The following is a 14,377-nucleotide window of genomic DNA, read 5'->3' as shown; positions in this document are numbered from 1 at the left end:
GGACTCCACATAATCCCACGCGCCGCATAACGCCGCTTATGTGCTGCAGCACATAAGCGGCGCGGCATGCGCAGCCTGGCCCTGCAGGTGCAGCAGAGTTTCGGACGCGATCCCTTCGCGGGCGATCTCCACATTTTCCGGGGGCGCCGCGGCGACCTCTGCAAGATCATCTGGCATGATGGCATCGGCATGTCGCTTTATGCCAAGCGTCTCGAGCGCGGGAAGTACATCCGGCCCTCTGCGGTGGACGGCGTGATTGCCATTTCTCCCTCGCAGATGGCCTGCATGTTGGAGGCGATCGACTGGCGTAATCCGCAGGCAACATGGCGCCCGACATTGGCCGGATAAAAGGTCATGGACAGCCTAAAAAGCTAGGGATTTCGGCGCTTTTCTGCTATACGCGCCGGCATGGGGGACGAGGCGCAAGCAGAGATCGACAGCCTTCGCGAGCGGCTTGCCGCTGCCGAGGCTGTCGCCGCTGAAGTCGCCCGCATCAAGGCGATCAACGCCGACCTGGAAGCCCGCAACGCCCTTCTCGAGCTGCAGAACGAGAAGATGCGCCGCACCCTTTTCGGTCAGCGATCCGAACGCACGCGTCATCTGCTCGACCAGATGGAACTGGCCTTCGAGGAGTGCGAGACCGCTGCCAGCGAAGATGAGCTCCTGGCTGCCCTGGCAGCGGCGAAGACCAACGTCGCACCGTTCGAGCGCAAGCGGCTCGCCCGCAAGGCCTTGCCCGAGCATCTGCCGCGCGAGCGCGTCGTCATCGCCGCGCCCGAGGCCTGCCCCTGCTGCGGCTCGGATCGGCTGTGCAAGCTGGGTGAGGACATCACCGAGACACTTGAGGTCGTGCCGCGGCAGTGGAAGGTGGTCCAGACCGTTCGGGAGAAGTTCTCCTGTCGCGATTGCGAGAAGATTACCCAACCGCTAGCGCCGTTCCATGTGACGCCACGTGGGCTCTTCGGTCCAAGCTTCCTGGCGATGCTGCTGTTCGAGAAGTTCGGCGCGCATCAGCCGCTCAACCGCCAGCGGGATCGCTATGCCCGAGAGGGCGTGGACCTGAGCCTTTCCACCCTGGCCGATCAGGTTGGAGCCTGCATCGCCGCGCTGATGCCGTTCTATCTGCTGATCGAAGCCCACGTCCTTGCCGCCGAGCGACTGCATGGCGACGATACGACGGTGCCGGTGCTGGCCAAGACCAAGACCGATACGGGCCGGATCTGGACCTATGTCAGGGATGATCGACCTTTTGGCGGACCGGCGCCGCCTGCGGCGATCTTCCACTATTCCCGCGACCGGCGGGGCGAGCATCCCGTGGGCCATCTCCGCGGTTGGAGAGGCATTCTCCAAGCCGATGCCTATGCCGGCTATAATGCGTTGTTCCATGCCGACCGCCTGCCGGCGCCGCTCACCCGCGCCCTGTGCTGGAGCCATGCGCGCCGCTATTTCTTCGAGCTGGCCGATGTCGCCGCGCAGCTCAAGAAGCGCCGCAAAAAGGCCGTCATCTCGCCGCTGGCGGTGGAGGCGGTCCGCCGTATCGACGCGATCTTCGACATTGAGCGCGCCATCAACGGCAGACCAGCCCAGGAGCGCCTCGCCCTTCGGCAGGAGCTCAGCGCTCCGCTGGTTGCCGATATGGAAGAATGGATGCGGGAAAGCCGGTCGAAGCTATCGAAAAACAGCGATGTGGCCGAGGCCATGGATTACATGCTCAAGGCTTGGCCGGCCTTCGCCGCGTTCCTCGATGATGGCCGCATCTGCCTCTCGAACAACGCGGCGGAACGCGCGCTGAGAAGCATCGCATTGGGCAGAAAATCGTGGCTCTTCGCTGGTTCAGACCGCGGCGGCCAGCGCACCGCCTTCATGCTGAGCCTCATCGGCACAGCAAAGCTCAACGATATCGATCCGCAGGGCTGGCTCGCCGACGTTCTCGCGCGCATCGCCGACATCCCCCAGAACCGTCTCCACGAACTGCTGCCCTGGAACTGGCGCACCGCAGAGGATCAACGCGAAGCCGCCTGATCTGTGGCCTTCACGAATGCCTACGATTCCGAGCCCCCGGTCACAATCGTGCACCTCGCCAATGCGATCCTGTGCGCGAACAGGAATCATAGCCGATTCCATTGCCGCAATACCGCTGCGAACAGTGGAATCTGGCGTCGGACCACTTGTGGGTAATTGAAAGGTTCCGTCAGCGCTTACTGTGTATCACAATCCGCTATAAAGATCTGCAAGTCGCCGTTCATATTGAGCAGTGCTAAAGAGAGATGCCTGTCTTAGTCCCGCTTTTTCGAGGCGAAGTCTCAATTCAATATCGTGGTCGAGTTGTGCAACCGCTCGAGACAAGCCGTCAACATCATGCGGATCTACTAATACACAGGCATTGCCGGTAACTTCGGGAATGGAGCCCCTGTTGGATGTGATAACCGCTGTGCCCGCCGACATGGCCTCGAGGACAGGAAGACCGAATCCCTCATAAAGGGATGGAAAAATCAAAATCTTTGCACCTACGACTAAAGCTTCCAGTACGTCATCTGGCACGTATTTGTAACGATGGACATTCTGCTTGGATGTCTCGGGCAGAAAATCAAATAATTCTCTCTCGTTGTCATCACCCCAACCGTCGCCACCAACTATTATTAATGGAGTTTCCGTGCCGCTTAACATATATGCTCTTATCATCGCGCCTATATTTTTCTTGGGTTCCCACGAACCGTAAAATAAAAAATATGACTTATATTCTAAATTGAATATATTATTGATTATTTTTTTTGATGTTTCTGGAGAAGTTTTATTGTCATGGAAGTTCTGATAAGTGTTGAAAACGTGATCATCGCGTTTTATATCTAATATTTCTAATATATCTTTTTTAGAAGTTTCTGAAACAGTTACGATTTTATCTGATTCTAAGGATATAACCTTCATGAGGTCGTATAGATAATCTTTTTTGTCCAAAGTAAATTTTGGGAATTTCAAAGGTATCATGTCATGAATTGTATAGATATTTTTTGCACTTTTTAATCTTACAGGGATAGGGTATGTCCAATGCATTATATCTATCCCAGGAATATCAATTTCTGTAAATTTCCTTGTGTGACGAAATATAAACGATGAATAAATATAAAGATTTTCTATGTTCCATATAAAATCTGGTTGGAAATTATTTTTATGATTTTTGTCATTGTTTAAATTAATTTCAATTGTTTTATATCTTGGATTAAAGAACATCTTTAGTGATTCAAAAATAAGTTTCGTTTTTTTCTTAGAGAAAGGCCTTTCATGATCCTGAAAGGCGATTGCAGTCATTTTATCATCGAGGCGCCAATCGATGTTTTGACCGTAAATGACCCCTGTCTCGTAACCAATATTTCTGATCGCCTGCAAAAGATTTCTACCGTAACGGGCGATACCGGTGCCGTGCTTCAGAGCAAGATTATATCCGTCAATAGCCACCCGCATAATTTCCATTGCCTCAAGCATTTGTTTAAAACGTAATATTGTAGGTATCGGCTGCCCCAAAGGTCGCGGTGAGACGCTGCTCCCAGCGCCTTCTGTATCCCTCCACAAACCTTGCGATCATAATAAGTTGAATGCGTCTTTCTGTCAGTCAACACTGAAGTGCGGCGAACAGATTTCTTGATTTGTCTCTGTTGCTGCTCGGCTGTCGCCAGAAACGCGACGTGTGGTGTGGAAGCTGCGAGTTTGAACCCCCACTATCACGTCATGACTGGCGCTGGAGATGAAAGGGGGGGGCGCTCTCTGGCATCGATTAGACGCTAGGATGTCCGACTCAGGCCTGGCGTCGCATCGGGATGAATTGCGCGGTCTCGCGTAAATCGAGCGATGCCTGACATCATAGAGCGTTCAATTTCCCGCCCAGCTCATCAAGCGCTTGCAATGAACTTGCGAACTTGCCAGCCGATGTACCCTCTCGCACTGTCTCCGGTAATCTCGCCAAGAAAGCGCTCACCGGTCCATCTATCTTCACACATGCGCTATTTTCGATTAGCCAGCATTCCCCCGCTTTCCAAGGGTTCCCGTCGATCAACCCATATCCTGTCAACGGAATGAACCACATCAACTCGCCATCCAGCCGCCTCACTGTGCCCGCTTTGGCTTGAATCATGTCGAGGATGAAGGGCTCGTCGAAACCCGATACCAGGCACTCCTCTGCCGTGATTGGGACGATGCGCTCCGGCAAGTTGTAGGGTTCGGCCTTGCTGATAAATAATGCTTGTTCCAAATGAAGCTCGCGTGGCCGGCCATAATCATAGAGCCGATAGGTGATAGGATTATTTTGCTGCACCTCAATCAGGGTGACGCCCTTGCCGATCGCATGAACGGTGCCTGCTGCGATATAATAGAAGCTTCCAGCTTTTACGGGTTTCCAATCAAGTAAGCGCTCAATGCTGCCATCGAGAGCGGCCTTGCCTAATTCCTCGCTAGAAATTTCGTGTTTAAGGCCAATACCCAGTTGTGCGCTTGGTTCAGCATCCAAAATGTACCAACATTCTGACTTGCCGCCCGCCAGACCCCGTGCCCTTGCCTGTTCATCGTTGGGGTGCACCTGGATGGAGAGATTCTCGCTCGTATAGATATATTTAACGAGCAGTGGGAGGTCTCTTTCCGTTTCCGAAGAAAACCAGATTTCGCCAATCCGCCTTTCTCCGCTATCGGATACGATATGGGACGAAATGCCAGTACGCCCCCAGGGCTTCTCGATGGCTTGAGCAACTAAACGTGTAACGGTCATATGCTTTTCTTATGCGTCCTCTGTAACTTCATGCAAGGGACCTAAATGAATTTTGCGGCAAAATCATTTCGTTCGGAGCAGCAGCCCTTATTTTTGCCTACCCTAAATTTGTTTCAGGTTTTTGCTACCTCTTCAATCAGGTGGCTCCGTGCGGTCGTTCACGGTGAGTTCTGCTCATCTGAATAGCCCTGTTGTCGTGCCGCATTGTCCGCACAGACCGATCCTGTTACCCTTTTCGCGGCGCCGCGAATGGACCGGACTTGAATGCCGGAAGGGGGCGGCAGTGCCTTGGGTGTGTCCGGCCGGTATCGGGCTTCTTGCATAGGAGGTCCCAACGCCCGCCCCCTTCCTCCCGCATGGCCCCAGCGCCGACAGGCAAGTTCGCCAAATAGTCTTGGGTCGTGTCCCGCGGGGTGGTGTAGGAAGGTTTCCCTGAGAGGGTGGCCACCGTCGATCTTCTGGTAGGGTTCGGATGCGAACTCGAACCTGGAGAAGAAGACGATGACCGAGGACAGAATGGCCCTTGTCGAGCTGATTGAGCAAGGGGCTGATAGAGATTTGGTGCGTGAGATGCTGGCTTTCGCCGCAGAGCGCATGATGGATCTGGAGATCAAGGCGAAGACGGGCGGGCCTTGCGGATCACGCAGCCCGGAGCGGCTGAACCACCGCAACGGCTACCGCGAGCGGGGTTCGGATACGCGAGCGGGCCGGATTGAGCTGGCGATCCCGAAGCTTCGCAAAGGCAGTTACTTCCCGAGCTTCCTGGAGCCACGCCGCACCGCCGAGAAGGCCTTGGCGGCAGTGATCCAGGAAGCCTACGTCCACGGCGTTTCGACCCGTTCGGTCGACGATCTGGTCAAGGCGATGGGCGCCAGCGGTGTTTCAAAGAGCCAGGTCAGCCGTTTGGTTGCCGAGATCGACGAGCGGGTGAACGCTTTTGACCTGACCCCCGGATTTTCCTCCAAGCTTGATTAGAGTCTGACCTGATGGAAGGACGGACGAATGAAGCGAGCAAGGTTCACAGAAGAGCAGATCATCGGCGTGCTGAAGGAGCAGGAGGCTGGCGCGAAGACTGTCGACTTGGCTCGTCGCCACGGCGTGTCGGAAGCGACGATCTACAACTGGAAAGCCAAGTATGGCGGTCTGGAGGTCTCGGAGGCCAAGCGGCTGCGGGCGCTTGAGGACGAGAACGCCAAGCTGAAGCGACTGCTGGCCGAGGCGATGCTGGATAATGCCGGCCTGAAGGATCTTCTCGCAAAAAATTGGTAACGCCCGCTGCCAAGCGAGAGGCGGTCGCTCGTCTCCAGGCGGTACTGGGGATGAGCGAGCGGCGGGCGTGCCGTGTTATCGGCGCTGACCGGAAGAGCATGCGCTATCGGTCACAGCGGGAAGATGATGCTGACCTTCGGTCGAAGCTGCGCGAGCTTGCGCAGCAGCGCCGCCGGTTTGGCTATCGTCGGCTGCACATCCTGCTGCGGCGGGAGGGCGTGGTGATCAACCGGAAGAAGACACAGCGTCTTTATAGCGAGGAGAAGCTGGCGGTCCGACGCAGGCGCAACCGGCGTCGTGCCATCGGCGCACGGGCACCGGCTCCGGTTCTGGCGCTACCCAACCAGCGATGGAGCCTGGACTTCGTCCATGATCAGCTGGCTACGGGACGCCGGTTCCGGGTGCTCAACATCGTCGATGATGTAACCCGCGAGTGCCTGCGCGCGGTGCCGGACACTTCGATCTCGGGGCGTCGGGTGGTGCGCGAGCTCAGCGAGCTGATCGCCGAACGCGGCAAACCTGGGATGATTGTCAGCGACAATGGCACCGAGCTGACCTCGAACGCCGTCCTCGCCTGGTGCGGGGAAGTCGGGGTGGAGTGGCACTATATCGCCCCGGGCAAGCCGATGCAGAATGGTTACGTCGAGAGCTTCAACGGTCGGATGCGCGACGAGCTGCTCAACGAGACCCTGTTCCTGAGCCTGGACCATGCCCGGGTGGTGATCGCCGCTTGGGCAGAGGATTACAACCAGGAGAGGCCGCACTCATCCCTTGGATACGAAACCCCTGCGGCCTTCGCCGCTGAACTGCATAAGCAATGGCCTGCTTCGCTACGCCCTACGGGCTCCGCTGCGCAGGCCATTGCTCAACCCGCGCTCATGCGCAACAAAGCTGCCAGCCTCTAATCCGCGCTGGTGGAAATCAGGGGGTCAGGTCACTTTCCTCACGCGACCGATTGAAGGCGAGTGGCCCTATCTATGGATCGACGCCACCTACCTCAAAGAGCGCGAGGGCGGACGGATTGTCTCGACGGCGGCGATAATCGCGGTGGGCGTCAACACCGATGGCCGACGCGAGGTTCTGGGCGTGGCCACCGGCCCGTCGGAAGCCGAACCTTTCTGGAAAGCCTTCCTGCGCTCTCTGGCTGACCGAGGCTTGCGCGGTGTGAAGTTGGTCATCGCCGACGATCACAAAGGGCTGCGCGCCGCCGCCAGCAAGGTATTTTCCGCGACCCAGCAGCGCTGCCGGGTGCACTGGATGCGCAACGCGTTTGCCCATGCCGCGCCGAAACAACGGCCCGCTGTCATTGCCATGATCAAGACCATCTTCGCGCAGGAAACGGCCGAGGCGGCGCACCAGCAGTGGGACCAGGTTGCCGGTGCCCTGCGCGAGAAGTTTCCAAAGCTGGCCGACATGATGGACGCATCACGCGAAGACGTGCTCGCCTACATGGCCTTCCCCATGGATCATTGGGGGCAGATCGCGTCCACCAACCCTTTGGAAAGGGTCAACAAGGGGATCAAGCGAAGGGCAGACGTGATCGGCATATTCCCGAATGACGCTGCCGTCGTTCGTCTCGTCGGAGCGCTCATGCTGGAGCAGAACGATGAGTGGGCCGTATCGCGCCGATACATGACGCTGGGAACGCTCGGCTCGGTGAGCCATAATCCTATTGTCAGCTTGCCAGCACTGGCTGCCTGACCTGAACCCGATCCTGCCGTAGATCGACGGTTCCTACACCACCCCGCGGGACACGACCTAGTCTTGCGACCTCGATGCGAATAGGACAGTTTATTCCCGCCAAACATGTGCGTCAGACGTGCGAGGATTGCGCTTTGATCGCCCTCCAGAAGAGGGGCGATCAGCGCCTGGCTCTGCGCGGTGGGATAATTTTGTAGCCGTTCGCTGAAGGTATAGCGAGCCGGCAATTGGGCCTGAAGCGCCGAAAGGGACAAGCCCTGCCGCCGCGCATCGGCCAGCGTGGCAATGATGGGCAGCACAGCGTCCGCGTGGGCAGCGCCGAAAGGCGCGCCTTCCCGACATCGACCGCCGAGCCCAGAAGAAAGCCGCCATTGGCTCCATAGCCGCACACCGTGGCCAGTCCCTCGGCGCTAAGGCAGTTCATCGCTTCGATGACAAAGGGTGATCCGATGCGCGTCCGGCGCACTGCATCGAACAGGCCGGACAATTCGACCGCGCTGTTGCAGCTGACCGGCGTTGCCACCGCCTTGATGCGCAGCGCCCGGGCGCATAATATGCCCAATATGTCGCCTCGGATCCATGATCCAGTCTCGTCCGCCAGCAGGGGCCGATCCGAATCCCCGTCGGTGGAGAGGATGGCGTCGAGTTGCAGGTCGGCCGCCCATTAACGGGCAAGCGCCTGATCTTCGGGTCGGACCGCCTCCGTATCGACGGGATAAAGCTTTCCGACCGGCCAAGGCGATGGCCTTCCCCAATTGTTCAACCAGCATCGCCAAAATGTCGCGGCCGACGGCGGAATGTTCGTAGATGCCGAGCTTCAACCCTCCAGCGCCTGTGCGCCAAAGGCATCGATATAGCGGGCAATATAGGGGGTCGCGACATCGATCAGCGGTTCGATCGGGGCGGGTTCCCGCAGCATGTCCTGATCGTCGAACAGGTCGGGCAAGCTGATGGTCTGGGCGCGGATGCCCAGTTCGTCCGACTTCAGCACCTCGCCATCGGTACGGTTGAATTTGATGCCATTGCGGTCGTCAGGAATATGGCTTCCCGTCACCAGCAGCGATGCGATCCCGCGCTCGAAGCCATAGGCCGCCACGGCAGGGAGGGCACGAATCCGCAAAAGTCGAGGTGGCCGCCCTTGTGGCCGATCGCTGCAGCGCACGCGTTGATGATACGGGGGGAACAGGGGCGCAGGTCGCCCGCGACCGCGACGTGGCTTCCCGGCGCGAACTGACCGATATCTTCAAGATATTGCAAAAATCCGCAGGTGTAGGCGAAGCAGATCCGGTCGGTCATCGCGCTGACAAGTCCGCGCGCTCCGCTGGTGCCGAAGGCGACGCCCGATTGGGCCATCAGATCGGCGATCGAGACAGGCTGGGTCATATCGTTCAGGAACCTGCGGAAGGATGTTCAGGCGATGGTGGCGGTTGCCGCCGCCTTGAGAGCTTCGGTCACCTTGCGGACTTTCTGGGATTCACCCCGGCGCAGGATCATCACCTCGCCCTGCGAAACGACGACGATCAGATCGTCGACATCGACCAGCGTGACGCGCGGGCCATCACTGTTGACGAGGCAATTCTGCGCGCCAAGTAGCAGCGCCTCGCCCCTTACAGCGTTATTGTCCATGTCCCTGGCGCTGACGCTGTGCAGGGAATCCCAGCTGCCCACATCCGACCAGCCCATATTGACCGGCACGCAGGCCACTCGGGCCTCCCGTTCCATGATCGCATAATCGACGGAGTCCGAAGGGCAGGCGGCAAAGGCTTGCGGGTCGGGAGCGACACGCCGGCCTTTCCGCTCCGCCCCTGCCAGCGAAGCCCTGACCGCGCTAAGCATGGCGGGTTGATGGCGCTCCAGCGCGGCCAGATAAGCGTCCGCGCGGAACATGAAAATCCCCGCATTCCAGGCATGATTGCCCTCGGCCAGCATTTCAGCCGCGCGGTCGGCATCGGGCTTTTCGACAAAGCGGACGACTTCATGGATCATGTCACCGCAGGTTTCGCCCATTTTTATATAGCCATAGCCGGTTTCCGGGGCATCCGGCGTGATGCCAAAGGTAACAAGCCAGCCCTCGGCCACTATTGGCAGGGCACGCGTTATGGCTGCGTGAAAGGCAGGCAGTTCGGCGATCATGTGGTCGCTCGGCATGACCAGAATGGCATCACTCGCCTGCGCTTCGAGCGCCGCCAGTGCGATGGCAGGCGCCGTATTGCGGCCAAAGGGCTCGAGCAGGACGAGATAATCCTCAACTCCACTGAGGCTGATCTGCTCATCAATGATTGCAGCATGGGCAGTATTGGCCACCACGATCGGGCGACCAACCGGCACGGCGTCAAAGCCTTCAATCCGCTTGATCGTGAGCTGGAGCATCGTTTCGTCTGCCGTCAGCGGCAGCAGCTGCTTTGGACGCTCCGGTCTTGAGACGGGCCAAAGTCGTGTACCAGAACCACCAGACAGAATTACCGGTACGATTGTTGGGAGGCTGTTAGTCATTACTCACATCATCTAATAAAAGACAGCTACTGGGGGCTTGATCCGACAGTCGTGTGAACCGACCCAGCTGTGAGCGTCATGCGTTGAAAGGCCTGATTTGCCAAGTGTTTTTCAAATGAGCGGTGCTCAGGCTGCTCCCTAGGTGGGCGAGGGGGCGACCCCAAGCCGCTCAGGGTTGAAATCCAACCGGCGCGCTCGACATTCCCGCTGGGTCATTCCCGCTCATATCAACATGATATGCTGCGATAGCCTTGCCGTGGGCCTGTTTGATCAACGCCAGCTGTTGCCAAGGCCGTGAAAACGGACAAGGGCAAATGACTAAAAATTGAGTATTAACAATGCATTAAACGATAATGTGCAAAGGGAAATATGCCGATACATGCCTTGTTGCCAATGCTATCGAAAGAGCCTTGGGGCCGAACCGATATTCCCCCATGTTGCCGCCAATGATGGCAGACGCATTGGAGAAGTCTGGTTTTCTCCCGGACAGGCGATCGATCTGCCCTTTTGGTGAAATATATTTTTACAAGTGAAAATCTGTGTATTCAGGTTCATCCTAACGATGAACAAGGGTCGCGTCCCGAGGCGTGGTGTAGGTTCCGACGGTAGCGCTGCTGGCCGGACGCGCGCTTTCGATATCGCGCTGTAGCGTCCGGCCAGCAGCGCGGGTGGTCACCGTGAGTTTCGGTTAGGTTTGGGTTGCGAAGCTCGAACCTGGAAGGAACCACGATGACCGATTCCATGATGGACCTGCGTACGCTGATCGAGAAGACCCCTGATACGGATATTTTGCGTGATATGATCTCGTTTGCCGCGGAGCGGCTGATGGAGATGGAAGTTGGCGGCCGGGCATGGAGAGAAGTCCGCTGCCCGCCTTGTCCAGCGTAACGGCTACCGCGAACGCGACTGGCAAACCCGCGCCGGTACAGTCGAGCTGCGCATCCCCAAGTTGCGCAAGGGCGGCTATTTCCCGGGTTTTCTCGAACCGCGCCGGATGGCAGAGCGGGCGCTAACGGCGGTTATCCAGGAGGCCTATGTTCATGGCATCTCGACCCGTTCAGTCGATGATCTGGTCAAAGCGCTGGGTATGGACGGCCTCTCGAAAAGCCAGGTCGGCCGCCTATGCGAGGAACTCGACGAGCGCGTGAAGGCCTTTCTCGAGCGGCCAATCGAGGGCGACTGGCCCTATCTGTGGATCGACGCTACCTATGTCAAAGTCCGCCAGAATGGCAGGATCGTCTCAGTTGCGGTGATCGTCGCGGTCGGCGTCAACAGCGATGGCCGCCGCGAGGTTCTGGGCATGGACATCGGCCCATCTGAGGCCGAACCCTTCTGGACGACCTTCCTGCGCAAGCTGACCCGCCGGGGCCTGCGCGGGCGAAGCTGGTCATCTCCGACGCTCACGAAGGCATCAAGGCGGCGGTGTCCAAGCTGCTGTGCGCCACCTGGCAGCGCTGCCGCGTTCACTTCATGCGCAACGCGCTGGCCCATGCCGGCAAGAGCGGCAGGCGCGTCGTCTCCGCCTTCATCGCCACCGCCTTCGCCCAAGAAACCGCTGAGGCCGCCAGCCAGCAGTGGCGCTCCGTGGCCGATCAGATGCGGCCCAAACTACCCAAGCTGGCAGTCCTGATGGATGAGGCAGAGCCCGATGTGCTGGCCTACATGACGTTCCCGAAGGAACACCGGGTCAAGTTGCACAGCGCGAATCCCCTCGAGCGGCTGAACGGCGAAATCAAGCGCCGCACCGAGGTCGTCGGCATCTTCCCCAATGAGGCCGCGATAACGCGCCTGATCGGCGCCATCCTCATGGAACAGAGTGAAGAATGGGCTGTCCAGCGCGCCCGCTACATGACGCTTGAAACGATGGCTCCCGTCAGCGACAATCCCATCGTCATGCTCTCGGCTGTACCTGGCGCATGACCGGCTCATCCCCATGCCGAAATAAGCGGTGGCGAGAAGCTACACCACGTCGTGGGGCGCGATCTGAACAAGTTCAGCAATGCGGGATGGCCGGTGGAAAATCAGAATGCTGGTATGTGCTGGATGCAGCCCCTGATGCGCGGCTCGGTATCGGCATGTGTCGGAATCTTACGTCCCAGGAACTGCGCGCCGCCGCTCATGACGGCAGCATTGAAACATTGATGGAGTGGAAACCCGTAAAGGCGGGCAGCTTCTACTAAATACCCGCCGGAACAGTGCATGCGATAGGCGGCGGCGTGGTGCTGGTGGAAATTCAACAGAATAATGACGTGACTTATCGGCTCTATGATTATGGGCGTCCGCGCGAACTGCATCTCGACCGGGGTGTGGCGGTCAGCAGGGCTGAACCTTACAGCTTGCCTGATCGCATCATAGCCTTGACGGCTGAAGAACGACTGATTGGCTCTGCCGCTCCTTTCACTCTCGATATCGTTCAAGGGCAGGCTCATACTTGCCGCGAGATAAAGGGAGAATTGTTGTGGTTCATCCCGCTGGCCGGTACCGGAACGCTCGGTGGTGAAAGCTGGCGGCGCGGCGAATGTTGGCTGATAGAAGGGGAGGCCACTGTCGAGGTTACGGAACCGATGAGCGCGCTCATTGCTCAATCCGTATCTCCGGCCGGGGAACAGATTAACCTTCCTCCTCTGCCTCGGAGAGCGGTCGCACACTGAACTGCCATCCCCCGCTCCGGGGATGACGAAACACCCGGATAAGAGGCGGAGGATAAACGGAATGCTTGTTCGGGGCGTCAGACGGCCGAGTAGCAAACCCGCTCACAAGCTCGGCACGCTGACTTCCTCACAACGGTTTCAATTCAGCCTGTTGATGGATTCACGCATGTGATCGACGCTGACGCTGGAATGGCGCTGGACCATCCGCAGCGACTTCCAGCCGCCCATGTTCATGATGGTGATGAGGTCGATCCCTGCCATCACGCAATGGGACGCCCAGTGGTGGCGCCAGTCATGGACAGTGAAATCCTCTATCTCTGCACGCCTGCAAGCGGTGGCGTGCTGATTCCTGATCGGGTTGCCGCCGGGGATCTTCGCCTTGCGGGTGTCGGAATAGGGCTTGCCCAACCGGTTGAGGAAAACATGCCCCTTTGTCGGCTGCCCTCGCTTCTCCCAGATCGGACGCAGGACGTCCATGACGTGGGGATGCATCGGAACGGACCGGATGACGGCATTCTTGCTGTGGTTAAGCCGGATCGATCCTTGCTCCATATCGACGCCCTTGACACCCCACGGGAGCTGCAATGCCGTCTGGATGCGTGGGCCATGGAAGGCGAGCAGGGTGATGGTCGGCTGTATGTGCGGTGAGTAGGCCTCGATCAGCCGGTCGCGTCTTCCTTGCTGAGAAAGCGCACTCGTTCGTTGTCGAACGGGATCGCCTTGATGCGGAAGGGCGGAAGGTCGTGCAGGTCGTGATGGACGTTGATCGCGGCTTGGAACACGGCGCGATAGCGATCCTGGCCCGCCGGGTCGTGGCCGGTCAGATAGGCACGGCGGAAATGCTCCCATGCCTGCTTTGGCTCGCGCAGGGAAAAGTCGCCGATCAGTCCGTTGAGCTTGCCGATGCGCAGGATGTCGGACGGGCAGGGGGGCTTCGCCTTCGTCAGGTAGCTTTCAAAGCGTCGGCTATTTTGCCTTGCGCCACGATCGCGGCCGGACCGAACATCAGCCGGTGCCGAAGCTTCGTTTCATGTTCCGCCATCAGGTGCGCCGCAGCATCGCGGTCACTCGTTCCTGAACTGAACTCCTTGACGGCGATCCGCTTGTGGCCAAGCGCGACTGTTCCGCGAATGTAGTAAATCCCATTTTTCCCACGGATACGGAAGGAGAGCATGTGATCTTCTCCAAGAGCAGCTGATATTGAGCCTCTGTGGCGCGCAACTTCCCGCATGCATGGAGGTAAGGCACGCCGTATTTGTCAAAGGTACGCCGCATCCATTTTGCCGGATGGGTACTCGTCATGCCGAGCCGCGATAGAATGTCATATGGTGTGAGAAGAGCGACGGCGGGACCGCGAGCGACTGCACGACGCACCATTTCCTTGCCCTCGGTGCCGGAGGTCGGGCCACCTTTAGAGTCCTCCAGTAGGAGCAACCCCTCCGACTTCAGTCGGATACTGGCTTCAGCCTTGGACTCGGCCAGTAGTCTGTACCCTCGGAGAAAAATGAAC

The 14,377-nt window shown here is 58.3% G+C and carries 12 protein-coding genes and 3 pseudogenes; 6 read left to right on the top strand and 9 right to left on the bottom strand.

Going from position 1 to position 14,377, the window contains the following annotated elements:
• Positions 1-66 precede the first annotated feature (66 nt).
• Positions 67-348: an IS66 family insertion sequence element accessory protein TnpB gene (gene tnpB / locus A0J57_RS24385; protein WP_061940781.1), complete on the top strand. Its 282-nt coding sequence runs from the start codon at positions 67-69 to the stop codon at positions 346-348.
• 60 nt (positions 349-408) lie between these two features.
• On the top strand, positions 409-2,022 hold the full coding sequence (locus A0J57_RS24380; protein WP_076605823.1) for an IS66 family transposase: 1,614 nt from the start codon (positions 409-411) through the stop codon (positions 2,020-2,022).
• Between the two features lie 186 nt (positions 2,023-2,208).
• Here the strand turns inward: A0J57_RS24380 and A0J57_RS25725 are convergent, their stop codons facing one another.
• Together A0J57_RS25725 and A0J57_RS24375 are read right to left on the bottom strand one after the other, a co-directional pair.
• The gene (locus A0J57_RS25725) at positions 2,209-3,459 is read right to left on the bottom strand and encodes a glycosyltransferase family 1 protein (RefSeq protein WP_160330006.1); all 1,251 of its coding nucleotides are present in this window, start codon (positions 3,457-3,459) and stop codon (positions 2,209-2,211) included.
• A 394-nt stretch (positions 3,460-3,853) separates the two neighbouring features.
• On the bottom strand, positions 3,854-4,753 hold the full coding sequence (locus tag A0J57_RS24375; protein ID WP_064232769.1) for a class I mannose-6-phosphate isomerase: 900 nt from the start codon (positions 4,751-4,753) through the stop codon (positions 3,854-3,856).
• Positions 4,754-5,254: 501 nt separating this feature from the next.
• On the opposite strand from A0J57_RS24375, the pseudogene A0J57_RS24370 reads away from it, so the two are divergent.
• From A0J57_RS24370 to A0J57_RS24355, 3 genes and pseudogenes are all read left to right on the top strand, one after another.
• A pseudogene (locus A0J57_RS24370) lies at positions 5,255-5,692 on the top strand (transposase); the annotation flags it as partial.
• A gap of 63 nt (positions 5,693-5,755) precedes the next feature.
• A protein-coding gene (locus tag A0J57_RS24360) for an IS3 family transposase (protein ID WP_101756503.1) occupies positions 5,756-6,927 on the top strand; the annotation gives its coding sequence in 2 pieces (ribosomal slippage) (positions 5,756-6,008 and positions 6,008-6,927; 1,173 coding nt in all).
• 34 nt (positions 6,928-6,961) lie between these two features.
• Positions 6,962-7,723, top strand: a pseudogene (locus A0J57_RS24355) (IS256 family transposase); the annotation flags it as partial.
• 817 nt (positions 7,724-8,540) lie between these two features.
• Here the strand turns inward: A0J57_RS24355 and A0J57_RS27325 are convergent.
• The 3 genes from A0J57_RS27325 to A0J57_RS24345 are packed head-to-tail and all read right to left on the bottom strand — an operon-like array spanning position 8,541 to position 10,216.
• A complete protein-coding gene (locus A0J57_RS27325) occupies positions 8,541-8,777 on the bottom strand; it encodes a hypothetical protein (RefSeq protein WP_254045077.1) in 237 nt (78 codons plus the stop codon).
• The gene (locus A0J57_RS27320; protein ID WP_254045078.1) at positions 8,774-9,106 is read right to left on the bottom strand and encodes a hypothetical protein; all 333 of its coding nucleotides are present in this window, start codon (positions 9,104-9,106) and stop codon (positions 8,774-8,776) included. The genes A0J57_RS27325 and A0J57_RS27320 overlap by 4 nt, the downstream gene beginning before the upstream one ends.
• Positions 9,107-9,133: 27 nt before the next feature.
• On the bottom strand, positions 9,134-10,216 hold the full coding sequence (locus A0J57_RS24345; protein WP_076605825.1) for a mannose-1-phosphate guanylyltransferase/mannose-6-phosphate isomerase: 1,083 nt from the start codon (positions 10,214-10,216) through the stop codon (positions 9,134-9,136).
• Between the two features lie 729 nt (positions 10,217-10,945).
• On the opposite strand from A0J57_RS24345, the pseudogene A0J57_RS24340 reads away from it, so the two are divergent.
• Positions 10,946-12,136 (top strand): annotated as a pseudogene (locus tag A0J57_RS24340) (IS256 family transposase).
• Between the two features lie 101 nt (positions 12,137-12,237).
• On the opposite strand, the gene A0J57_RS26430 reads toward A0J57_RS24340, so the two are convergent.
• From A0J57_RS26430 to A0J57_RS27060, 4 genes are all read right to left on the bottom strand, one after another.
• Positions 12,238-12,801, bottom strand: a complete 564-nt coding sequence (locus A0J57_RS26430; protein ID WP_158298550.1) for a hypothetical protein — start codon at positions 12,799-12,801, stop codon at positions 12,238-12,240.
• A gap of 204 nt (positions 12,802-13,005) precedes the next feature.
• A complete protein-coding gene (locus A0J57_RS27065) occupies positions 13,006-13,452 on the bottom strand; it encodes a tyrosine-type recombinase/integrase (protein WP_235600953.1) in 447 nt (148 codons plus the stop codon).
• Positions 13,453-13,526: 74 nt separating this feature from the next.
• Positions 13,527-13,649 (bottom strand): hypothetical protein, encoded by a 123-nt coding sequence (locus tag A0J57_RS27240; protein WP_268873903.1) that lies wholly within the window; start codon positions 13,647-13,649, stop codon positions 13,527-13,529.
• Between the two features lie 161 nt (positions 13,650-13,810).
• On the bottom strand, positions 13,811-14,041 hold the full coding sequence (locus tag A0J57_RS27060) for a hypothetical protein (RefSeq protein WP_061940769.1): 231 nt from the start codon (positions 14,039-14,041) through the stop codon (positions 13,811-13,813).
• Positions 14,042-14,377: the final 336 nt, after the last annotated feature.

Source organism: Sphingobium sp. 22B, assembly GCF_001580035.1.
In the GTDB taxonomy this organism is placed as follows: Bacteria; Pseudomonadota; Alphaproteobacteria; order Sphingomonadales; family Sphingomonadaceae; genus Sphingobium; species Sphingobium fuliginis.
This window is presented reverse-complemented; position numbering and strand designations above follow the sequence as displayed.